Below are 22,786 nucleotides of genomic sequence, written 5' to 3' on the forward strand. Positions count from 1 at the left end.
CACCCTGCCGTGTCCGACCGCCGGCCGGATCCGCCGAGCCGAGCCATGGCCGGCCGACGGCCCGACGGAACCTCCGGTTGGTTTCGTGAGGGGTGGATGTCGATATCACGATGGTGGTCGCTTCTTTCGCAGACGCGCGATGCCTAGTCGAGCAGGCCGCCGCCGAGGTCATCGGTGATCATCCGATCGCGTTCTTCCGTTGTGGCCCAATGGGCTTCGCTGTTTCCGTTCCGGTCCTTGGTGACCATCAGGATGTTGTCGAAGTTCTCGGCCACGTTGCGCATGTGGGTGATCACTGCGACCAGTCGGCCGGTGGCGGCTTGGCGGGTCAGCGTGTCCATCGCTTCGCTGAGGGTGTTGCTGTCCAGGGACCCGAATCCCTCGTCGAGGAACAACGCGTCGATGTTTGCCCCGCCGCGGGAGGTCAGCTGCACCAGCGCAAGCGCGAGCGCTAAGCTGGCCATGAAAGTCTCTCCCCCCGACAGCGTCTTGACATCGCGGGGCTGGCAGGTCTGCCGGTCCATGATCATGAAGTCGGGCAGGAACGCGAAACGTCCTCGTGTCATGTCCATCAAAACGCTGGTCGCGATTCCCAGCAGGTCTTGCTGCCGTCGTTTGAGGACGAATCCGATGAACGTGCCTGCCGAGAGCAGGCTGCCGAGTTCACGCAATGCGTCGAGTTCGGGTTCGACGAGCGCGAGCCGTCGTACCACCTCCTCCCGAAGCGGCTTGTCGATCCTGGCCTGGGCGAGCCTGGATTCGCTCTGATCGATGAGTTCCTCGACCGCCCCGATCCTGGTTCGCAACGCCTCTGGCGTGGTCATGCTGAACTCGGTCAGGACCGAGGTGATGGTCCCTTGGGCCCGATTCGATGCCTGGTCGTAGCCGTCGGCTTCTCGTCGGCAGGTCTCGGTGACGCGCTGGGTGGCCTCGAGCAGCGCGCGCGACCACGCTGCATCTGTGGCGATCGAGCACGGTTGTGGGCGGGTCGGTATATCGACGGGGATCCCCAGCGGCACCGCCGTTGCATTCTCCGCGAGTACGCGCAGGTCTTCGGCAAGCTGCTGGACAGGTCGCTCGACCTCCGCGTACTTCCTCTCACGCAGGGCGGCCTGTTCCTTGGTGAGATCTTTCACCCTATTGCGTATCGTCGCTGCTTTGTCGCTGACGGCTGTAAGTTCGTGCCGTCGTTGCTCGATGCGTTCGAGGGCGCGGGCGATCGCGTGCGGGTCCGGTGCGTCATTGTCGCGGAATTCGGTTGATATGCAGCGGTAGTCGTGAATTGCGCGGTTTCGGCGGTTGGTGCAGGACTCAAGCGCAGCGGAGGTGTCCTTCTGTCGGCGCGCGAGATCCTTTTCATCCCTTCGCAATTCGGCCGAGAGGTCACGGTGTATGTTCTGTGCCTCCTGCAGGGCGGCTTGAGCCTGCTTGTTCATCGTGTCGGCGTGCTGGACTGCGGCGATCGTGTCGGCCAGCAGCGAGTCGTCGGTTCGCGCCAAGTCACCGTCACCGAGTGCGGCGGTGAGTGAGTCCAGGGCCGTGGCGGCCTCGGAGGCGGCCCGCTCTGCGGCGGTGGTGGCGTTCTTCCAGGTCAGTTCGGCCTGGTTGTGCGCTGCGCGCGTGTGCGACAGCTCGGCTCCCGCGCGCTTGGCGTGCTGTGTGGCCTTCTTCCATGCGCTGGTCGCTTCGCCGAGGTCTGTGTGCGTCGGCGGCCGGAAGTCCGCTGGCAGGGGGCGCACGCACAGCGGGCACGGATCCCCGGGCCCGTGGTGTTCAGCAGCGTGGGCTGCGGAGTTGTGGCGGCGGGTCGCTTCCAGCAATGTCTCGGTGTCTTCGACGTGCTTGTCGGCGTCATCGGACACGCGCTGCGCCGCGGCGAGGGCCTCGGTCGTGGATCCGACGGCCGTTTCCGCCGTCTGGACCGCGGCGGTAGTCTCGGCCGATTTCTGGTGGGCTTGCCGCGCTGTGCGCAACATAGAGCGGTGCAGCTCGAGAGTGTTCTGGGCTACGGAGAGTGCGGATGCGGTTGTTGCGACGTCGGATTCGCGCCGTGTGATTGCCTCGGTGAGCGTCGGCAGTTCGTTCTTGCGTTGCTCAAGCTGGTCTCGGTCGCGCTGGATGAGGGTATTGCGTTCGGCGAGCTGGGCCAGTTCGTCTTGGATCTCGGGCAGGTCCTTCTGCAGTGATTGCAGGGTGTTAGCCGCTGCGGCGGTGCCTGATACTCCGGTTCCTGCGTGCTCGGCAGCATCGAGCTGGGCTTGCAGTCGCTCATCTTCCTCGGTTGCGGCGGTGAGCTCGTGGTTTGTTTCGGTGAGCCGCTGTGTGAGGTGCGCGTTCAACTCGGTCAGCGTGCGGTAGCGATCCTCGGTTTCGGCGGGCTTCAGGTTCCGGGTTCGCTGGTGCAGACGGTCGGCAGCGGTGCGGAGTTCGGCGGCGCATTGGGTCGCGCGAGAGAGCTCAGCACTTGCCTGGCTGCAGGTGTTCACTGCGGCGGAAAGCGTGGTCCGCTCCGCGGTCAGCTCCGCTAGGCGCTGGGTCGTTTCGGTGATGACTTTCTCGGGGTCATCATCGCGGAAGTCGCGGAGCCTGTTTCGCAGTTTGTCCCGGGCTGGGAGCAGTTGGTCGCGTTTGGCCCGTGCGCATTCGCGCATGTCGGTGATCTTGTCGAGTCCGAGTGCTGTCTCCAGGATGTCGGCGCGTTGTTTCGTCTTGGCATGCAGGAGTTCCTGGAATCGGCCTTGGGGAAGGACGATCGCTTTGAGGAAGCCGTCGTGGTCGAAGCCGATGATTCGGGTGATCTCGGCGGTGACCTCGGTGAACCCGGTGATGGTGGCGCCGGTGTCCCGGCAGGTGAGGGCATCGGTCCGCTTGTGGTTGTCGATGGTTGTCGCTCGCCGCACGCACCAGGTTTTGTCGCCTGCCCGGAAGGTCAGCTCGGCACGCACGGCGCCGTCGCCTCCGTGGGCTGCCAGCCAGCTGCTGTTCTGTTTGGCCCATGTCGGGTAGCCGTAGAGAGCGAAACACATCGCTTCCAGGATCGATGATTTCCCAGCGCCGGTGTTGCCGATGATGGCGGCCAGGTTGATATTGGTGAAGTCGATTTCCTGGTCGCGCTGATATGAGCGCAAACCTTTGAATTTCAGATGCAGCGGTCTCATCGCTGGTTCTCCTCAAGGTCAGTGGTGTCGTCGGGTTCGGCCAGTAGCGCTTCGATGTCCGGCAAGGTGAAGGCGACCTCGTCTTCGAAGCAGGTGAGGATGCGGTCGAACTGTTTGTGCAGAATCTGTGGGTCCGCCTTTGGCCCGGTCTGGGTGGACAGGAATTCAGCGAATAATGTCCGTAGATCCGAGTCGGCCTCAGCGCCAACAATGTCAGCGGTGATAATTTCCGGTTCATCCCCGAATATCGGTCGTACTCCTACGATCTCCGCGTCGGGGACGATCGCGCTGACTTGCTCGGCGAGCGTGGGATCGTTTGTCGGGGTGTGGATTTTGAAGAGGCACAGGTCCCGCCCGAAGGTCGATGCGTTTGCCCGTAGTTTGTCGAGGGTGCCTTCGAAGATCCGCAGCTGCCGCGCGCTTCGGAGCGCGACTGTTGTGATCTCGGCGGGTTGGCCTGGGTGCAGATCGGCGATGACGACGCTCTTCTGCTCGCCCGCTTCGCCGAAGTCCAGCTGCAGTGGGGATCCGGCGTAACAGGCGGTGACGCCGCTGATGCGGAGCTGTTGGGGTTTGTGGATGTGTCCGAGCGCAGCGTAGGAGACCGTGGGCAGGTCCGCGGGATCGGTGGCGTACTTGTCATCGATGTGCATTGCTCGTTCGGTCCCGCTGAGTTCAGCGCCTCGCACGTATTCGTGTGCGGTGAACACGGCGATCTCCCGGCTGGTGTCCAGATCGCGCACCAATTCCGCGGCGAGTTCTCGTTCGAATTCGCCCACAGCCCGGGCGTAGGACGAATACCATTGGTCGGGATTGTCGTATACGTTGGTCTGGGTAGCCAGATCGACGAACGGGAGTACACCAAGTCGCAGGGTCGTGTCGCCGGGTCCGTCGAAGCGGAGTATTCCACCGTCGTTCGGATCGCGTCGGCTGTCGATAAGGTGAATTCCGCTGCGTGGCCCGAACGCTCGGGCGAAATGGCGGAACCAGTGGGGCGAGTCGTGGTTGCCACGAAGCACTACGATGGGGGCGATCGCAGCGAGTTCCTGCAGGACGTCTATCGCGATGCCTTCGTCGCGGTAGGACGGCCGGCGATGATCGAACAGGTCGCCAGAATGAATTATAAGGTGAGGCTCGCGTGTTCGGGCGATATCGATTATCTCGTGGAGGACAGCAATGTGGTCTTCGGCGCGGGATCGCTGATACAGCATCTTGCCGAGATGCCAATCGGAGGTGTGGAGGATTCTCATGATCTTCTTCCGGGCGCGGGAGGGGAAGCGTGCCTTTCGGCACGCCTGATCGAAAATATTGATAACGTAGATGAATTCGGTGTTATGTGGCGGATATTCGGTGGTTCTGTAGATGGGTGAGCATGGATTGGTTCGCTTCCCAGCCGTCCGGGAATTTCGCGGGGACCCCCAAGTGCATCGGTTCGCTAGGCGGATGGGCATCGAGCAGTCGTTGAATGCCGGCGCGGGCGACGACGATGCAGGCGTGCCGGTGCCGGGAGGTCAGCACACACAGCCGTCCCGATTCGAGGTGGAATGCGGTGGCATCGCGGCGTCCGGACAGCGGGTGCAGCACCAGGACGAGGTCGTACTCGCTGCCCTGCAGGCGATTTGCTGTGTTCACACAGATCTCGGCGATGCCGCGGGCGGTTAGGGCCTGCCGGATCGCCGCAACCTGATCGCGGTGGGCGGCGCCGATGGCGATCCGGTCTGCGCCGACCTCGGTCTCGTCGGTGCTGCGTTCGGATCGGGCCACAGGGCCGCGAAGTAGGACGCGGTGCGCCAGGTCGGCGATCGTCTCGATGGCTTGTGTATCGGTGCGCACGGTGTGGCGTGCTGGTAGTTCGTGCAGAGCCCATCCCGTTTGCGCCGCCAGATCGAGAGTGTTATCGGATGCGGTCCCGAATCCGCTTGTCCTATAGGAGAAATAACGCTGATGGGGCTCGGTGGCGGCACGGAATCCGGTGAATGGGTAGAACGCGGAGGACACCGGCTCGGTAGCCGACGGCGGTAGCCGCCATGACACTGGGAGTTGATGAACCGGCAGGTCGGGGTTGCTGCGCAGCATCGCCGCGACGGCGCTCTGCATCGGATCCCACTTCAGACCGGTCCAGCGATCGATGTCGATGGTGGAGAATGGATCCAGCTGGCCAGGGTCGCCGACGAACAGTGCGCGATCGAACCGTAGTGCCACGCGCAACAGCATGTCCGATCGCATCTGATACGCCTCGTCGACAATGGCCCACGGCCAGGGGCCTTCAGTGACATACACCCATTTGGCGGCTGTAGCGATGGTGATCTGGACGTCGCCGAGGTTCGACAACTGCTGGCCGACAACAATATTTGGGTGCGCCACCTGGGCGGTGGGTACATAGTCGTGCGAACACAGGCGCCCGATCCGCACAGTCGGCGCGTCCATTGCCAGTCGATTGACAAGATCATCGACCTGCTCGTTGGTCTGAGCGATGACCATCACCGGCTCGCCGGACTGCGCTATCTCGACCGCCACGCGCACCACCAGTGTGGATTTCCCGGCACCAGGTGGCGAATCCACGACCACCCCGCGGTGGCTGCCGTGCTGGAACTCCGCGAGCACGCTTGCGATCACATGGTCGACCTGTTGTGCGACAACGCTGTTCATGACCATTCCTCGTTCGCGTCCTGGGCTGCTGGCAGTGGTTCGTCCGGGGGCCCGCCGTGGGTCCACGGGGTGTCGCTGCGATCGGGGAACTTGCCCGTCGGTGTGTATCGGTCCGAGAGTCGGCTGTAGCAGACGAGGTCGCCGACGGCGGGGACGCTGCCGGGTTGCGGGGTCTTGCCGTGGCCCATTCCCCTCGACAGTTCGAGGGATATCTCGGTACCGTCGGCCCGGCTGCGGATGGCAGTGATGGAGGCCTTCTGCTGTGGTCGCTGCTGGTCCACCAGCGCAGCGCCCTCGTCGGCGGTCAACCTGACCGGATCGGTGGTGTGGATGGTGATCACCGGCTTCGGGGATCGGCGTCTTGTCCCGGCAGGGTTCTGAAGGTTGACGGTGGTAACAGTTCCGGCGAATGCCTCGCCGGACAGGCGGTACTCGGCCATCACGAGCAGGTCGTCGAAAGCCCGTTGCGCGTCGTACTCCGCCTGCGCCCGCTCGAGCTCGTTCAGTCTCCTTGCGGCGGCCACCGCGCTGTCTCGTTTGGGTTGTGGACGCTGCCGTTTGGCGACTCGATCGCCGAACTTGGTAAATTCCTTGATATCTCGGCTCCAGCGCGCGGGCACGTGCGCTCCCGGGGCCAGGGTTCGTAAGCAGTCGATCCCGCGCCACACCAGCTGCCAGGTCGGCAACAGCTGCTCGCGCAGTGCTGTCTCGAGACGCGTGGTGGCGACAAGGCGGTCCCGTCGTGTGGTGGCGCGGTCGTACTCGGCGATACTTGGTGCCAGCACTTCCCGGTCGAATGTCGGGTCGGTGGCCGGTCCGGCTGGGGGCCAGATCAATGGATCAGCGGCATCGAGTGCGGCTCGGGCACCATCGGAATCCGGCGGTGGTTCTATCCAGCCGAGCAGCGCGGCGAGGTTGGCGTCTTCGAGGTCGCTCTGCCCGCTCGCCCAGTGCCGGGCCAAGGCGTCGGTGGCGGCAACGAGCAGCGAGGATCCGGGGTGGTCGGCTCGCTCGGCGTAGAAGGTCAGCCATCGCCCAAGGTCCGGTACCGGAATCGGAGCCGGGTATTCGCCGGTGGTGGAGCGGAATCGCGTCGAGCGGCCGAGCAGTCGGAGGAATTCGACGCCACCGCGATTGGGCACCCAGAGTTGTGCTGCTGTGCCCATGGCTGGCCCGGTGGTGGCGTGTCGGCACGTCGCGATGTAGTGCAGGACCCGCATTGCCAGTTCGTGGGCGAACTCGAGCCGCAGGACCCGGTCGCGTGGTTGCGGCACGATGAGCAGTTCCGGGTGGTCGCGATCGGTGCCGACCAGCGCGGCCAAGGGCGCGATCACTTCACCGGCCAAGCTCAGGGGAACGCAGACCATCGGATGGTCCTCGATATGAATGTGCCGCACTGTCGTGATCGGCTGTGCACGACGGGCTTTCACGGCGTATGCGCGAGCCAGAGCGGTGAGCGTGCTCATGCTACACCGCCCAGGCAGTCCATTCGCAGCTGTGCGGCCATCCTCAGCACTTGTGTCGCCTCGTACTCGTGCTCGCCGGGGGTCCGGGTTCCTTCCGCCAGGTGAAGGGTCCTGGTGATCGATTCGATACCGCCGAGGTCTTCCTGGACCGATCGACCCAATCGCGAGGTGCGATCGTGCGCCTCGTTTCGGCAAAACAGTGCCATCTCGCAGGTAGTCAGGCATTCGGGTGCGTATCGCGCTTCGATAGCGTCCAGAGCAGCGCACAGGTCGGCCACCGAGCGGGTGGCCTTTCCCTCCGGGTCGCGGCACAAGTCCAGTGTCAGGGTTGGTGGCAGCGCGCCCAATAAGGTGCCGATGTCAGCGATCCGGGCGAGTTGGCGGCGCAGGACGGTGAGTTGTTTGCGGACATCCACTCGTGCTGCGGTCGGCCGGTTCGAGAAGTTCTCTGGGCAGACGAGGAACACCTCGTCCGACACCAGTGACGGATCCAGCCGCAGCTCCTGAAGCAGTTGCCGCAGGGCCAGCACGTACACCGCCGATTGTGTCGCCGCGAGAGCGACTTTCGCCGGGTTGGCGCTGCCGTCGATGATCGGGAAGGACTTCACCTCCACGACGTGGAACTGTTCGGACAGTTTGAACGCGATCAGGTCCGGTTCGAGATAGGCGTTGTGGCCGGCGATGTTCATCCGCAGCAGCGGATGATCGAACAGGGTGCCCGCGCCGGGCCCGGACCGACCGGCTCGTGTTAGCTGCTGGCGCGAGTTCGTGTAGCGCGTTTCGAGCGTGTCGTGACCGGCCACGTTGTTGAGATCAGCGTAGGCGACCTGTGGAAGCGGCAGCTGCAGATGCTCTCGCAGCAGCTTGAGCAGCTCGGTGCAGCCATGGTCCTTGACGAAGGCCTCGAAGGCCTTGCCGCGTGTCAGGTCGAAGGGCGACTGCCCGAACTGGGGACGGTATCCCAGATGCTCTGCCAGTTCCTGTTTATCGACCGCGGCGGCATCGAGAACGCTACGTCGCGCGCACCCGGGATTGCTGGTCAGGGCGGCGATCGTCCGGGCGTTGTGCTTCTTCGGGGTGACCGACCCGCGGATGAAATCCAGACGAAAGTCGTTGTCGTTCAAATGATCTTCCTTCACAAGGGAAGCAAGCGTGGATGAGAAGAGTAATCGATGCTGCGCGATCAGTGTTCAGTTGTAGAGCGCGAAACAACCTCGAGCACGGCGCCGAACAACTGCTGGACGTCATCGAGTTGAGACCCGGCCCGCGTTGCCGCCGAATCGCGATCGGCTAGGTCAGCGTCGGAATGTATTGCCAGCTCGGCACGGGCCGCCTCGGCGACGGTCTCCCACTCCAGCACGTCGAAGTTCTCGCCAGCACCGGGGATAGTGGTGGCGAACCGCCACAGCAGACGCATCGCAGGCAAGGTCGGCTCCCCCATCCGCCCCACCCGTTCCGCCACGTTGATGGCCGCAGAGAGGAAGTCCACGCGCGGGCTGAGTGGGCCGATCATTCGGCGGCTCAGCGGCCAGGTCGACACGGCCAGCAGACCTCGGGCCGCAGTCAGACGATCTGCAGTCAGCGCGCTGCACAGGTAGTAGGGGCGAGCGTAAGGAGATGACCGGAACGAACGTTCCTCATCCCGGCGAAGGTGGGTCAGCTTGGATCCACCGAGTCCGCCACCGAAGAACGCATCCTGCACCGCCGCGATCAGCTTCGGCGCAGATGCCACGCCTACGAGCGTCAATGCCTGATGAACCTGATCCCGAATCGACAGCAGCGATCCGGGGTGACCGACCAGCTCGGGTTCATCCACGGACGGCGCCAAGGCCGCCAGAGCGTCTTCCCAGGCCTTGTCCGTTCGACGTAGCTCCGCCCTCAGTTCGCGAGCTCGCACCGAATCACCTGCGATCGTGGCACGACGTAGGTCGATGCGCAGGTTCTCGATCCGTCGTTCGAGCTCCTCCAAGGGGGTGGTCACGACCGATACGTTATCACACCCATTCCACCCTTATCCAGTAAATTCCATCATTTACTGAAGGCAATGTCATGATGTCTACATGGTCGTCGCTTGTTCTGCGGAATCGCAGGCGACCACATGATGATGATTGTGAAGCAGTGAATCACGCTAGAGTGCAGGCAGATTCACAGTTTGGGGAGGCGGTGTTCGTGCAGGAGCAGGAGCGGTCCGACTGGTCGTGTGCCCGCCGCTTACCCACTCTTGAGGTTACGGCCACGAGAGCCAGCGTCAACGATGACCTTGTCGAGTGCGCGGCACCGATGACGACTCGAGGTCACACGGGGGAGTCGAACCCCATCCGTTCGGTCAGGCAGTCTATGGCCGACGAATACAGTTGACCGACGAGCGTGACGAATTGAAGAGGAGGTCGCAGTGCCGCCGAGGACTAGGGCGAAGCAGAACAAGAGCCTGGAGGAGGTGCTCTGGGATTCGGCGACAGCATTGCGCTCGTCGATGGATGCTGCCGAGTACAAGCACCCCGTGCTGGGGTTAATCTTCCTGAAGTACGTCTCGGACACGTTCACCGCACGCCACGACGAGCTGGCCCGACTCGTCAACGATCCGGATTCGGACTACTTCATGCCCAGCGAGGGCGCGAAGTGGTCGGTGCTCGAAGACCGCGACGAGTACACCGCCGAAGGCGTGTTTTGGATTCCCGACGGGCATCGGTGGGAGGACTTGCGCAAGGTCGGCAAGCAGGCCGACATCGGCGCGCGGATCGACGCGGCTATGGCGGCGATCGAACGGGAGAACCCGACGCTGCGCGGCGTGCTGCCGAAGAACTACACCCGCCAAGAGCTCACCCCCGAGATGCTCGGCGGGCTCATCGACGTCTTTTCTCGCTCCGACCTCGCAGCTGAGGAGCACAAGGACCTCGACGTGCTCGGCCGCGTCTACGAGTACTTCCTGGGCCGATTCGCCGGAGGTGAAGGCAAGCGCGGCGGGCAGTACTACACACCACGCTCCGTGGTTCAACTGCTGGTGGAGATGCTTCAGCCCTATCACGGCCGCGTCTTCGACCCCGCCTGTGGCTCCGGCGGCATGTTCGTCCAGGCCGACAAGTTTGTCCGAGCACACGGCGGCGTGCACAATGACATCTCCGTTTTCGGGCAGGAATCGGTGCCGACCACGTGGCGGCTGGCGAAGATGAACCTCGCCCTGCGCGGCATCGACGCCAACCTCGGCGCGGAGTGGGGCGACTCGTTCCACAATGACCAGCACCCTGATCTCCGCGCCGACTTTGTCATCGCGAATCCTCCCTTTAACCAGGACAAGTGGCGCGGCACCAGGCTGGAGAACGACGTCCGATGGTGCTACGGAACTCCGTCGGATGCCAATGCCAACTATGGCTGGATACAGCACATGCTGTATCACTTGGCACCTACAGGGACCATGGCAACAGTCCTAGCCAACGGGTCCTTGGGGAGCCAGCAGAACGGGGAAGCCGAGATCCGGAAAAGGCTAGTAGAAGCTGACCTTGTGGAGTGCATCGTCGCCCTCCCGCCGCAACTCTTCTTCGGCACGCAGATTCCGGTCTGCCTGTGGTTCCTTACCAAGAACAAGGCCGCTCGACCGAACGGGGCGAAGACCAGGCCACGACAGGGCGAGATGCTGTTCATCGACGCCCGCAAGATCGGTTACATGGAGAGCCGTACGCTTCGAGCCTTCAGCACCGACGACATCACCAAGATCGCCGACACCTACCACGCATGGCGCGGCACCGACACCAGCAACGGCCAGCCATACCAGGATGTCCCCGGGTTCTGTCGCGTTGTCGAGGGCGCCGAGATTGCCGAGCACAGCTACGTCCTCACGCCGAGTAGGTACGTCGGTGCTGAAAAAGCCGAGGATGACGGTGAACCCCTCGATGAGAAGATCGCCCGACTCACCAACGAGATCCGCGACGGTTTCAAGAAGCGGGCTGAACTCGAAGCGTCAACGCTTGCCGCACTCGACTCCCTGGTGGGATGCGATGCGTAAGTCACTTACCTTGGCCGAGTTGTCTGCCCGAGGCGATCTCATATTCAGTGATGGATACCGAACTCGTGCGGATCAACTTGGTACCACCGGATTACCCATCCTGCGTGTCGCTGACGTGCTTGACGGACGATTGGAACCGTCATACAAGGATCACATCCGACTCGAGTTCAGAACGAAAATGGGCGCGAAAGTCTCTCGGCCAGGCGATGTGCTCATTACGACGAAAGGTACCGTTGGACGAGTTGCCCGCGTACCGGATGACTTCCCGGAACATTCGTACAGTCCTCAAGTCTGCTTCCTGCGGAGCCTCAACGAAGATGCACTGAACTCGACATGGCTATATCACTGGGCGCGTTCACTGGAGTTCGCGGGTCAGCTCGGTATTTACAAGGACCAGACTGATATGGCTCCCTACGTCAGTTTGACAGACCTTCGTCGAGTGGTGATTAATCTGCCGCCGATAGAGGAGCAAGAGCGACTTGTTGCCGCGCTTGGAGCCCTTGACGAACTCATCGCCCACAACCGTCGCGAGATCGATCGAGCAGAACGCTTATCGGCTGCGATTTTTCAGCGGTTTTCCGCTTCAACGTAGGAAGAGCTATGAGCAACCACGGTCTCCAAATTTCAGGATTGCGATGGCCGACTCCAGCGTCCGCACCTTCGATAATCTCCGCTGTTTGTATCTGGCCGGATGCGTGTCGAGGTTCTCGAGGGGTGGGGTAGGTGTCGACGCCGACTGAGGACGATTTGGAGCAGTGGCTTCTGGAGTTGCTCGATGAGCTGGGATGGAAGCATCTCTTCGGTCCGGAAATCGCGCCTGGAGAGCCGAAGGCCGAGCGGGCGGACTATCGCGAGACGATTCTGGAGGGCCGCCTGCGGGACGCCGTGGTCCGCCTGAACCCCGATCTGCCGCCCGAAGCTGTGGCGGACGTTATCGCGGCGGTGAAGCGTGTCGAATCTCCAGCGGTGGAGTCGGAGAACTGGCGGGCGTATCGGTTCTTGATCCACGGGGTTCCGGTTGAGTATCGCGACGCTGACGGGAGCGCTAGGGCGGCGCGGGCGTGGTTGATCGCCTGGGATGACTTCGCCAACAACGATCTGGTGGCCGTCAACCAGTTCTCGATTCAGGGACCGAAAAAGACTCGGCGGCCGGACATCCTGCTGTTCGTCAACGGCCTGCCGATGGCATTGTTCGAGTTGAAGCGGACCGGCAAGGCGTACGCGACCGTCAAAGGGGCGTACCAGCAGACGCAGACGTACCGGTCGCAGATCCCGGATGTGTTCAAGTGGAACCAGGTGTCCGTCGTTTCCGACGGTGTCGAGGCTCTGGCGGGATCGTTCAGTGCCCCGTGGAACCACTGGGCGGCTTGGAAGACGATCGACGGGCACACCCGCGATCCGCGTGATCGTGACGGGTTGAAGATGCCACAGATCGAAGTACTCACACGGGGCATGTTCCGCCTCGACGTGTTCTTCGACTTGTGTCGGCACTTCGTCGCCACCTTTGGAGAGGGCGTAAAAACTCGGAAGGCGGTGGCGAAATACCACCAGTACTGGGCGGTGAAGAAAGCCGTCGATCATACCGTCGAAGCGGTTGAGGGTGATGGGCGTGCCGGGGTGGTGTGGCACACGCAGGGCTCGGGCAAGTCGCTGGAGATGGCGTTCTACACGGGCCTGGTGATGTCTGCCCGGGCAATGGAAAACCCCACGGTGGTGGTCCTCACAGACCGCAACGATCTCGATGATCAGCTCTACGACGACACGTTTGCCTCCTCGAAGCCGGGCTCGCCGCTGCCGCAAGCACCCGTTCAGGCCGATTCGCGGGACCACCTCAAACAGCTGCTCGGTGGCCGCGAGTCCGGCGGGATCATCTTCACCACCATTCAGAAGTTCGGGCTCACCAAGGCAGACCGGGAGGCAGGCCGGAAGTTCCCGACACTATCGGCGCGCAACAACATCGTGGTGATTGTCGATGAGGCGCACCGCACGAACTATGACCTCATCGACGGGTTCGCCCGCAACGTCAGGGACGCGCTACCGAACGCGTCGTTCATCGGGTTCACCGGTACGCCGATCGATGAGAAGGACCGCTCGACAGAGGAGATTTTCGGCGAGTACATCGACGTCTACGACATGACGCAGGCGATCGCCGACGGTGTGACGGTGAAGGTCTTCTACGAGCCGCGGTTGGCGAGGGTCGAGCTGCCGGAGGACGCGCGCGACCTGATCGACGACGAGTTCGACGACGCGACGGTCGGATCGGAGGAGGAGATCGCGGAGCGGTTGAAGACCAAATGGGCGCGGGTCGAGGCGATCGTCGGATCCAAGAAGAGGATCAAAGAGCTCGCCGTCGACATCGTCGAGCACTGGGACGCTCGCAACTCCGTGCTGGTAGGTAAATGCATGATCGTGACGATGTCCCGCCGGATCGCCGTCGACCTGTACGACGAGATCGTCAGGCTCCGCCCGCAATGGCATTCCGATGACGATGAAACAGGGGCGCTCAAGGTCGTCATCACGGGCGACGCCACCGATCCGGAGCGCTTCCAGCCACATATCCGCAACAAGCAACAGCGCCGCGACCTCAAAGCCCGCGCCTGCAACCCCGACGACCCGCTGGAAATGGTGATCGTGCGGGACATGTGGCTGACCGGGTTCGACTCCCCGCCGATGCACACCATGTACGTCGACAAACCGATGCGCTCGGCGGGCTTGATGCAAGCCATTACTCGCGTCAACCGCACGTTCAAGGACAAGCCGTCCGGCCTGGTAGTCGACTACATCGGCATTGCCAACGACCTACACGATGCGCTCGCCACCTACACCCCGCGGGACAAGAGGGAACGGGTCATCGGCGCGGACGTACGTCAGGCGGCGATCCCGGAGATGCTCATCGAACACTCGATCTGTAGTGACCTGCTCCACGGCGTGGACTGGGTGACGATCCTCGGCGACGGCGGGCACAAAGCGTTTCTGTACGCAGTCACCGCTGTCGTCGACCACCTGCTTGAGACAGACCGGTCAACTGACGACACCGGCGACGCCGAACCCAGGGAGTTCGACGACGACAGCGATGGTCAGCCGAGCCTCAAGAAGAGGTTCATGGCACACGCCAGCCGCCTGAAGAAGCTGTACTCGCTCGTGCCAACTTCCGACGAGGCACACGCGGTAGTCGAAGACATCGGGTTCTTCGACGCTGTCCGTGGCCAGCTCGCCAAGCTCGAGACCGACGCCCGACGCAGCGAGTCCGACGCAGCACTCGACACTGCGATCCGGCAGATCGTCTCCGAGCACATCTCAGGCTCCGGCGTTATAGACCTGTTCGCCGAAGCCGGGATCGACGTGCCAGACATCTCGGTCATCGACGACGAGTTCAAGACGCGGTTCGAGACCGCCGATCTGAAGAACGCCCGCTTGGAAGCCGTACGCCGCCTCATCCAGAACGAGGTGAAGGTGATCAGCAAGCGCAACATCGTCGCCGGGAGACGGTTCTCCGAGATGCTGTCCCAATCGATGAACCGGTACCAGAACCGCACCATAGATGCCGCGCAGGTGATGGCAGAGATCGTCGCGATAGCACAGGCGATTAAGGCCCAGAAGGAGCGCGGAGAGAAAACCGGGCTCACCGACAGCGAACTGGCCTTTTACGACGCCCTCAGAGACAACGAATCGGCCCGCATCGCGATGCAGGACGCGACCATGCGCGCGATCGCGCAGGAACTGACCGCCATCATCCGCGAAGATGCCAAGACGGACTGGAATATCAAGGAGACCGTCAGGGCTAAGCTCCGCACGAGGATAAAGCGCCTCCTGCTCAAGCACGGCTACCCACCCGACCAAGAAGCTTCGGCAACCAACCTGATCCTCCAGCAGGCAGAACATGTTGCCGAGGACCAGTCCAACTAGCACCGCGCGCGTGAACCGCTGAAGCAGACGTTTCGACAGTCGACACGTACAGTGCCCGGCCGTGCTGCTGACGATCTCTTGCTCGGCGTCCTACCTGGCTGTTGTTTCGAAGGCTTGCTGGCCATCACTCGTATCGTCCGGGTCGCACAGTGGGCTCACCGTCGAAGATCTCGGCCAGATGTTCGGCGATCGCGCGGTACCTCGGCGCTCGAGCACGAGTGCGGCGCGGAGAGGCTGTGGTTGCGCATGTGCATGGGGCGCTGCTGACCCGGTAGCTTCGCCGTTCAGGATCGCAGCGAGTAGGTGTCGGGGTGCGTGGGCGGGCCGCCGGAGGGGTGCTCCGCGGCGGGGGGAGGATGGTCGCGGGTTGGTCGGCGACCGGGGTGGTGGCCGGCGAGGGTGTAGTGGCCGTGGCGGGCGAGGGCGTCGGGGAGCACGGTGGCCGCCACGGCTCATGTCCGCGCACCACTCGGAGCAGCGACACCAGCTTCAAACCTGTACGCCTCGGCACTCGAGACCGGTTGCGGCGAAACAAAGTTCGACCCGTCCTAGACCCCACGACACGCGAACCAGGCGCGACCCACGGGCGACATCCGATAAGTAGCCGCAAATCGCTCGTCCACCAGCCAGCGTCGCCGTTGCTGCAATGCCACTGGGCATTGGCCGCGCCGAGACAGATCAGTTGCCGATCACACAGGTGCACTTCCAAGCCCACGCCAGCGACATCGATGATCTGTTGATCGTCGATGGTACCGAAGAGGACCAGGTCCGTATTTTGGTCGCGGCGCAGCGATCACCGAACTTTGTGCGTAGCCACGTGAAACCCGAGATCTCGTGTCTTCGCTGGTTCGCCACACGGAGCGCACGGGCGAGGACGATCAGATCCGGGTCACCGTTGCTGTCGCCGCTCGGACCAAACCGTACGACCAGGTCCAGGACCTCGCAGAACTGGCACGTCACAATGAATCCCCCCGGCATGTCCGGAGACCTACTGGTGTGACAGCCCGGCGGTTTGCTGAGCTAGGTTCTGAGCGTAGTAGGCGGCCTCCATCTCGGCGGGTGGCATATCCCCGCAATGCTGGTAGAGGCGTCGATGGTTGAACCAATCCACCCATTCGGCAGTGGCCAGTTCGACGTGGTCGACCGTGCGCCACGGCGCCCGCGTCTTGATCAGCTCGGTTTTATAGAGGCCGTTGATCGTTTCGGCGAGGGCGTTATCGAAGCTCGATCCAACCGCGCCTACGCTGGGTTGGATCCCGGCCTCGGCGAGGCGTTCGGTGAACGCGATCGACGTATACTGAGATCCTCGATCATTATGATGCACAACATCTTTCACGTCCCATCCCTCGCGCTCACGAGTCCAGATCGCATGCTCTATCGCGTCGAGCACCAACGCCGCAGTCATCGACGTCGACGTGCGCCAGCCGATAATGCGACGCGCGTAGGCGTCCACGACGAACGCCACATATACCCACCCCGACCACGTCGACACATAGGTAATGTCGGCAACCCATAATCGGTTCGGCGCCACCGGAGCGAACTTGCGCTGCACCAGATCCGCTGGCCTCGGTGCGGCTGGGTCCGGGATCGTGGTGCGTTTGACCCTGCCGCGCACCGCACCTCGCAGCCCGAGCCGACGCATCAACCGCTCCACCGTGCAGCGCGCAACCCGGATGCCCTCCCGGTTCAGTTGCAGCCACACCTTTCTCGCGCCGTACACGCCGTAGTTCTCGCGATGCACACGCTGGATCTGCACCGCCACTTCCTCCTCACGCAGCTCCTGCTTCGTGGCGGTGCGGTTCCGGTGTTCGTAATACGTTGATGAGGCGACCTTCACCCCGAGCTCGGTGAGCCCGGCGCAGATAGACTCGACGCCCCACCGCAGGCCGCCGCTCTCGCGGCGGCCCTGGTGTTCGGTGATGAACCCGACTATCAGCGCTGTGGCCGGTCTATCTCGGCCGCGAAGAAAGCTGACGCCGCTTTCAGAATTGCGTTGGCGCGCTTGAGTTCTGCGTTCTCACGCCGCAACCGCTTCAATTCCTCGGACTCCTCGGTCGTCACACCAGCCCGCGCACCGGTGTCGACCTCACTTTGACGCACCCACGTCCGGACGGTCTCCGGATGCCCTACACCCAGCAACTCGGCGACCGCCCGCATCGCCGCCCACTCCGACCCGTGCTGATCACGAATCTCCACAAACATCCGCACGGCCCGCTCGCGCAGCTCGGCCGGGTACTTCCTCCTCGATGACACGACTCCATCCTCTCCAAGAGATGAAGTCTCCGGACATGCCGGGGCGATTCACAACCTCGATGACGAGGAGACCTTCTAGCGGCCCCGAACGGGCCTGGGGGCGTATCCATCAGAGCAGCGATGGTGTGAGTTGTCACACAGATGCACTCCGAGGACGGCCCCTGATCGACATGGCAGCGGTTGTGGTCCGCAAGATCCCCCGACCGAGAACCCACCAGTATTTACCAGCTATTTGCTGGCTCGCACCCGTTGCCGGAATTCACCGACAGGAGCCCTCCCTCACGCGCCCATGAGAGGAAACAGACCATGCGTTACGTAGATTCGGATTATCGACACACCGGTTCCGGCGGTGTTCAATACGATTTGCCAGAGGTTACATCGCAGGCAGCACCACCGCGCCGCCGTGACGACGCGGCGGCCCGACCGGGAGATCGGCGGATGGATATCGACATCACCTGCCCGAGCTGTGGACGGCTCGACTGGGTGCAGAGTGTGCCCGCGTTGTGCTCGGACGGGACCTCGGTCTCGATGGAGAGCGGATCGTATTCGGGTTTCGGAGTGTCGAGTAGCGGGCTCGTGCCGGTGTTCGGCACCATGACCGTCGATCGAACCCACACCACCGCGCTGGCCAACAGCTTCGCCCGCGAGCCCGACTGGAAACCGACGCGGCGTTTGACCCGAGTGGGCTGGATGTTGCTGGTACCCGCGTTCTTGATGCTCATCGTTCTGGCCATCGGCACTGTCGGCGAAGAACCGGGACGAGCCCAGATGTCGATGGCTGTGTCCGGGGTGTTCATGGTCGGGGTCTACGCCTCGCCGGGCCTGTTGACGCTCGCGGCTGCGCGGGGCCGACGCCGTCACAACAACCGAATCCTGCGCGGACGCCCGCACGCGCACGCGCTGTGGAGGGCCGGGTTCTATTGCCATCGCTGCGGGACCGCGTTCTGGCCGTACTCGCCCGTGGCAGGAATACCGGTGCGACAGTCGTTGTCGCCGCAGCAGTTCCGATGGCATGTCTGGAAGGTCGGCCGCTACAACGACACCCGATAGTCGCCGAGCGATAGCGCCCATCGCACCGGTCGACTCTCGCTCCGATCTCCCGGCACGGTCGTCGTCGAGTCGGCACGTGTCGAACCGTTCGGCGAATCATGCGCGTTGCAGCGATGGCTGGTGTTGTACACAGTTGGACGCCGCCGATCAGGTCTCATGCGCAGCCGATCTCGGTGGTCGGCGGCAATGCCGGTGTCATCTCGATTGTTCGGTCTGCGCTGGGATACCGGTGGCACGCGGTGATTCCGTGCCGTCGGTGTCGGTCTGTTTCTCCTCCGTCCGCTGCCTCTGCTCGCGCGTGAGGTCGGTCGTTTCGGCGTCCTCCGGCGGGACGGGCGGGTCGGTGGCCGGTGTTCGGGCGAGTGTGATGAGTTGGCGGGCTTGTTTCGGGGTGATCTCCAGCAGGTCGGCGACGTCATCGTCGGTGTGGCCGGGCTGGTCTCGAATGATCATTGCCGCGATGCCCTGGTCGGCGCGCAGACTCGCGATCTGTGCGGCGGCTTCGTCTTCGACGACGCTGATCTGCCGGCGCAGTTCGGCGATCTCGGTGTCGCGTTTGGTCTCGCACGCGGTGATCGCCTGCCAGTCGGACAGATAGCGGCGCACCGCCGCGGCGATCGCGCGGTCGCGTTCGCGGGCGAGTTCCCGGCGACGGCGCACACGCTCGCGTGAACGTTGCACCCGTTGCGTCATTTCCGGTGACCGAGCCGTTCGCGGTGAGCGCGGCGGTCGACGTGCAGCCATGAGCTGACCTCCAACAATATCGGCCAGCCTGCTGATCCTCCGGCAACGATGCTACTCCCCGCCCACCCATCGTGATCATCCGCTCGTCGTTCACGTTCGTGGAAGACCAATGCCACGCCGATTCCACCCGTCCGGTGCTGCGGTGCCCGACTAGCCCCACTGCGGTCGGCGCCAGCCCTCGGCATTCCCATTCCGATGTCATACCGGCACCAGCAATGAGTTGTTCGGAGGTTGTTCTATTCCCTACCAAGGAGATTAGTGATGTCCATACCTCAGCCGCTGCCGTCTCCGGGCCGGTTGATCGCCTCGATCCCCGGCATGATCGGTTTCATCCCGCAGCGGTCGCTGATCCTGGTTCTGATCCCGGCAGGATCGACAGATCCCGACCGCGGCGAGCTGGCGGCGCTGCCTCGCTTCGACCTCACCGACAGCGCCGCTTCGATCCTCGACCGCCTGCGGCCCTTGCTCGCGAAAATGGGCTCTGCCACAGGTTTCGTGATCGTCGTCGATGACCGGCTGCCCGCGCCGGGCGTCGACGGACGGGCCACATCCGGGCGAGACCATCGTCTTGTCGAGCAGGTGGTCCGCGGCCTCGCCGCCAGTCCTGTCCGCGTGTCCGGCACCTTCGCGACGGTCGCGATCGTGGCCGGTGGATCGTGGTGGTCGCTGTCGGGCACCACCGAATCCGGGACGCTGCCCGATCCCGCTCGCACACCCTCCGCGCGGCAACGCGCAGCGCTCGGGATGCCTGTCCTGGAGTCTCTGGCAGCGTTGGCCGACTCGCTGAGAACCGATCCCGCGCTCGCCGTCCCGGTGTCAGCGGCGCTGGGCGGGGCTGTCGCCGAGGTCCGTGGCCGCCGCCAGGCCGTCGAGCACGAGCTGGAGATGACCGTCCGCGACCGCCGCGACCTCGAGCAGGTGCTGTACGCGATCGCCGATCTCGCCGACGGCCTCACCCTCACCCCGAGCGACCTCGCACGCTTGGGGGCCGTGCTGAGCATCGCGACGGTGTCGCAGTGCCTGCCCGCGATCGCCATCGGCGAGCACGCCGTCGCCGCGGAGAGGTTGTGGATCTTGTTGACCCGCAGCCTCACCGGCCGCTACCGCGCCGAGGCCGCGGTCCTGCTCGCCTACAGCGCACACCTGCGCGGCGACAGCACGCTGGCCGGGCTCGCGATCACGATCGCACTGGAGGCCGATCCCACCCACATCTTCGCCCGGCTGCTCCACGCCGCGCTCGAACGCGCCCTCCCACCAGGCGTAGTGCACCGGTTCGCGCGGTTCGCCATCGCAGCCGCCGCCGACCTCGGCATCACCATCCCGTAGCGATACCCAACCCGGGCCGGGCCAAACACGGCGCGGCACAGCGCGACAGCACCGTTCGCTGCGCTGCCGCCTCATCGATGTGTGCCGCCCGAATCGAATCGGAGGGTCATCGGCCCCCCGAATGCGGCGAATACGCCTGCGGTGTCCGAGGACGGTCGGGGCCGCCGTTGCTTCGTCGTCCCGGTGTGGAAGGAGTTCGCATGATGGCCTCACCATTCGATGACCCGGCACCCGAGCGCGGGTCCGAGGACAGTGGCGGTCGGCGGTGGGACACGCCGTGGGGACCGATCACGCCGTGGACCGTCACCGCTGACCATCCTGATCCGGCGCGGCGGATGCAGTTCTATCTGGGTGTCGGTCAACCCAGCCTGCTCAACACCACACCGGTGCCGGTGTTCCTGTCCGCGCCGCGGCTGGCGCGCTACCGAACCAGGGGGGAGCGGTTCCCGGTCCGGATCAACCACGCCCCTTACAGCGGCGACTCGGGGGCTTACTCGGCTCTCGTGCTCACCGCCGATCCACATCATCACCCCTGGTGGGCCGTGCCGGACGAGTACGGGGCGTTGTGGTCGCGGCTCATCGACGACATCGGGCCACCCGGGTTCGTCGGCATCCAGGACCTGCCGTGCGAACCCGGATGCCTGCGACGCACCGGCCTGAGCATCGCCGATCATCAGCAACTCACCCTCGACAACTACCGGTACCTGGCACACAATTTCGATCACGTCCCGTGGCTGCCGACCCTTCAAGGGTGGCATCCCAGCCAATATGTCGAGCATTACCGGATGTATCGCTCGGCGGGGATCGATCTGGCCGGCCGCTGGGTCGGGATCGGCAGTATCTGCCGACGTAGCAGCGCCGACCACGATGTCGCCCACGTCCTGACCGCGCTCGCGGGATTCGGGATGAGGATGCACGGCTACGGAGTCTCGCTGCGCACCCTGGTCCTGGCCGGGCATCTTCTGCACAGCGCTGACAGCCAATCCTGGTCACTGGCAGCGCGGCGCGCCCGGACACCGATGCCCGGCTGCGTGCACCTCTCACGCCCGAATGGCGACAGCGGGCGCCGGCGGGTGACCGATTGCCGCAATTGCCTGCGCTACGCGGTGGCCTTCCGCGAAAAGGCCATGAACGCCCTGCGCCTCAACCACCACCTGCGCGTCACCACCGACCCGCAACTGTGGGAGCAACCGGCACCCACTCAACCCGCACCACGCCCGCGGCCCCGCATCGCGCCCCGCACCGAAGTCACTGGCAGCGAACAGATCCCGCTGTTCGACGCCGGATTACGAACGGTGTCGGCGGCCTGACCGGATCCGACACCACGCACGCTCCCCACCGGTGCGCGCCCCTTGCCTCCCGCTGCCCGCAGCGGCACCGACACAGAAAGGCGGTCCCGGCCGTGACCACGCCCATTGCCACGACGCGAAGGCCCGCTCGGCGTGGCCCCGTCCAGCGGTCACTGCGGCGCGGGCGCGGTGGGATCGATTTCTCGGTGGCTGCGGGGCCTGACATGGGTGGATACGACCACTACCTTCTGAGCCTGAGTGGCGGCAAGGACAGCCAGGCGATGGTGGATGTTCTGGTCGAGGAGTTCCACCACGTCGGCGTGCTGGACCGGGTCACCACCGTCCATGCCGACATGGGCCGCTCCGACTGGCCGGAAACTTCGGCTCTCGCGCGAGAACACGCCGACCATTACGGGCTGCGCCACGAGGTGGTAGCCCGGACCGGCGGGGACCTGCTCGACCGTGTCACCGAACGCGGAAAATGGCCATCTCATCGAAATCGTTGGTGCACAAGCGATTTCAAGAGATCTCCGGCGCGGCGGGTGATCACGATGCTGGTCGCGGAATCCCGCGCCGCCGGGATCGTCGATCGCCCGATCAGGGTGCTGAACATCATGGGCCATCGCAGTCAAGAGTCCGCGGAGAGAGCGAACCGGCCCGCCTTCGTGCATGAGCCCGGCAGGACGTGTCTGTGCCCGCGATGTGCTGCCGCCCGCAGCGCCGGGAATCCTCCGAAGGCCAGTGTCTCGAATTCGCGGCGGATCGTGGATACCTGGCTGCCGATTCACGGCTGGGACCTCGAGACGGTGTGGGCGCGTCCATCCGGAATTGCATCTGATGCAATCACGATTCCCGACTTTGCAGGTCAATCGGCGTAACCCTAACCCGCAACGACCCCCTATGGCAACCCTCCTACCTGCGCATTTGCAATGCTATTCGCATCTG

General features: G+C 64.0%; 15 protein-coding genes. 7 read left to right on the plus strand and 8 right to left on the minus strand.

Annotated elements, in window-relative coordinates:
- Window positions 1-143: 143 nt before the first annotated feature.
- Genes ACWEKR_RS08240 through ACWEKR_RS08265 form a run of 6 tightly spaced genes read right to left on the minus strand, consistent with a single transcriptional unit; the run spans window position 144 to window position 9,254 of the window.
- Window positions 144-3,158, minus strand: a complete 3,015-nt coding sequence (locus ACWEKR_RS08240) for an AAA family ATPase (protein WP_452353889.1) — start codon at window positions 3,156-3,158, stop codon at window positions 144-146.
- Entirely contained in the window at window positions 3,155-4,609 is a 1,455-nt protein-coding gene (locus ACWEKR_RS08245; RefSeq protein ID WP_452353890.1) for a metallophosphoesterase family protein, read from the minus strand. The genes ACWEKR_RS08240 and ACWEKR_RS08245 overlap by 4 nt, the downstream gene beginning before the upstream one ends.
- The gene (locus tag ACWEKR_RS08250; RefSeq protein ID WP_452353891.1) at window positions 4,491-5,807 is read right to left on the minus strand and encodes an AAA family ATPase; all 1,317 of its coding nucleotides are present in this window, start codon (window positions 5,805-5,807) and stop codon (window positions 4,491-4,493) included. The genes ACWEKR_RS08245 and ACWEKR_RS08250 overlap by 119 nt, the downstream gene beginning before the upstream one ends.
- On the minus strand, window positions 5,804-7,273 hold the full coding sequence (locus tag ACWEKR_RS08255) for a hypothetical protein (RefSeq protein ID WP_356967905.1): 1,470 nt from the start codon (window positions 7,271-7,273) through the stop codon (window positions 5,804-5,806). The genes ACWEKR_RS08250 and ACWEKR_RS08255 overlap by 4 nt, the downstream gene beginning before the upstream one ends.
- Window positions 7,270-8,397: a hypothetical protein gene (locus ACWEKR_RS08260; RefSeq protein WP_356967907.1), complete on the minus strand. Its 1,128-nt coding sequence runs from the start codon at window positions 8,395-8,397 to the stop codon at window positions 7,270-7,272. The genes ACWEKR_RS08255 and ACWEKR_RS08260 overlap by 4 nt, the downstream gene beginning before the upstream one ends.
- 59 nt (window positions 8,398-8,456) lie before the next feature.
- Window positions 8,457-9,254: a hypothetical protein gene (locus ACWEKR_RS08265; protein ID WP_452353892.1), complete on the minus strand. Its 798-nt coding sequence runs from the start codon at window positions 9,252-9,254 to the stop codon at window positions 8,457-8,459.
- Between the two features lie 411 nt (window positions 9,255-9,665).
- On the opposite strand from ACWEKR_RS08265, the gene ACWEKR_RS08270 reads away from it, so the two are divergent.
- From ACWEKR_RS08270 to ACWEKR_RS08280, 3 genes are all read left to right on the plus strand, one after another.
- Complete coding sequence (locus ACWEKR_RS08270) at window positions 9,666-11,273, plus strand: class I SAM-dependent DNA methyltransferase (RefSeq protein ID WP_452353893.1); 1,608 nt, start codon at window positions 9,666-9,668, stop codon at window positions 11,271-11,273.
- Complete coding sequence (locus tag ACWEKR_RS08275) at window positions 11,266-11,865, plus strand: restriction endonuclease subunit S (RefSeq protein ID WP_356967913.1); 600 nt, start codon at window positions 11,266-11,268, stop codon at window positions 11,863-11,865. The genes ACWEKR_RS08270 and ACWEKR_RS08275 overlap by 8 nt, the downstream gene beginning before the upstream one ends.
- A gap of 131 nt (window positions 11,866-11,996) precedes the next feature.
- Complete coding sequence (locus ACWEKR_RS08280; protein ID WP_452353894.1) at window positions 11,997-15,179, plus strand: type I restriction endonuclease subunit R; 3,183 nt, start codon at window positions 11,997-11,999, stop codon at window positions 15,177-15,179.
- A gap of 988 nt (window positions 15,180-16,167) precedes the next feature.
- Here the strand turns inward: ACWEKR_RS08280 and ACWEKR_RS08285 are convergent.
- Window positions 16,168-17,432 (minus strand): IS3 family transposase gene (locus tag ACWEKR_RS08285; protein ID WP_452353870.1). Its coding sequence is split into 2 segments (ribosomal slippage): window positions 16,168-17,150 and window positions 17,150-17,432, totalling 1,266 coding nucleotides; the frame shifts between segments, so codons are not numbered across the junction.
- A gap of 438 nt (window positions 17,433-17,870) precedes the next feature.
- On the opposite strand from ACWEKR_RS08285, the gene ACWEKR_RS08290 reads away from it, so the two are divergent.
- Complete coding sequence (locus ACWEKR_RS08290; protein WP_452353895.1) at window positions 17,871-18,482, plus strand: hypothetical protein; 612 nt, start codon at window positions 17,871-17,873, stop codon at window positions 18,480-18,482.
- Between the two features lie 195 nt (window positions 18,483-18,677).
- Here ACWEKR_RS08290 and ACWEKR_RS08295 read toward each other — a convergent pair whose 3' ends face one another.
- Window positions 18,678-19,163, minus strand: a complete 486-nt coding sequence (locus tag ACWEKR_RS08295; RefSeq protein ID WP_452353896.1) for a hypothetical protein — start codon at window positions 19,161-19,163, stop codon at window positions 18,678-18,680.
- 324 nt (window positions 19,164-19,487) lie between these two features.
- On the opposite strand from ACWEKR_RS08295, the gene ACWEKR_RS08300 reads away from it, so the two are divergent.
- From ACWEKR_RS08300 to ACWEKR_RS08310, 3 genes are all read left to right on the plus strand, one after another.
- The gene (locus tag ACWEKR_RS08300) at window positions 19,488-20,552 is read left to right on the plus strand and encodes a DUF4192 domain-containing protein (protein WP_452353897.1); all 1,065 of its coding nucleotides are present in this window, start codon (window positions 19,488-19,490) and stop codon (window positions 20,550-20,552) included.
- A 200-nt stretch (window positions 20,553-20,752) separates the two neighbouring features.
- Window positions 20,753-21,862 (plus strand): deazapurine DNA modification protein DpdA family protein, encoded by a 1,110-nt coding sequence (locus tag ACWEKR_RS08305; protein ID WP_452353898.1) that lies wholly within the window; start codon window positions 20,753-20,755, stop codon window positions 21,860-21,862.
- A 203-nt stretch (window positions 21,863-22,065) separates the two neighbouring features.
- Window positions 22,066-22,719, plus strand: a complete 654-nt coding sequence (locus tag ACWEKR_RS08310) for a phosphoadenosine phosphosulfate reductase domain-containing protein (RefSeq protein ID WP_452353899.1) — start codon at window positions 22,066-22,068, stop codon at window positions 22,717-22,719.
- The last annotated feature ends 67 nt before the right edge of the window (window positions 22,720-22,786 follow it).

This window comes from Nocardia sp. NPDC004573 (assembly GCF_053602135.1).

What these genes read in the sequence shown, in the direction of transcription:
- ACWEKR_RS08300 (WP_452353897.1), top strand. Translation starts at nt 19,488, where the DNA reads ATGTCCATACCTCAGCCGCTGCCGTCTCCGGGCCGGTTGATCGCCTCG.
- ACWEKR_RS08255 (WP_356967905.1), bottom strand. Translation starts at nt 7,273, where the DNA reads ATGAGCACGCTCACCGCTCTGGCTCGCGCATACGCCGTGAAAGCCCGT.
- ACWEKR_RS08240 (WP_452353889.1), bottom strand. Translation starts at nt 3,158, where the DNA reads ATGAGACCGCTGCATCTGAAATTCAAAGGTTTGCGCTCATATCAGCGC.
- ACWEKR_RS08305 (WP_452353898.1), top strand. Translation starts at nt 20,753, where the DNA reads ATGATGGCCTCACCATTCGATGACCCGGCACCCGAGCGCGGGTCCGAG.
- ACWEKR_RS08275 (WP_356967913.1), top strand. Translation starts at nt 11,266, where the DNA reads ATGCGTAAGTCACTTACCTTGGCCGAGTTGTCTGCCCGAGGCGATCTC.
- ACWEKR_RS08290 (WP_452353895.1), top strand. Translation starts at nt 17,871, where the DNA reads ATGGATATCGACATCACCTGCCCGAGCTGTGGACGGCTCGACTGGGTG.
- ACWEKR_RS08250 (WP_452353891.1), bottom strand. Translation starts at nt 5,807, where the DNA reads ATGAACAGCGTTGTCGCACAACAGGTCGACCATGTGATCGCAAGCGTG.
- ACWEKR_RS08310 (WP_452353899.1), top strand. Translation starts at nt 22,066, where the DNA reads ATGGGTGGATACGACCACTACCTTCTGAGCCTGAGTGGCGGCAAGGAC.
- ACWEKR_RS08245 (WP_452353890.1), bottom strand. Translation starts at nt 4,609, where the DNA reads ATGCCCATCCGCCTAGCGAACCGATGCACTTGGGGGTCCCCGCGAAAT.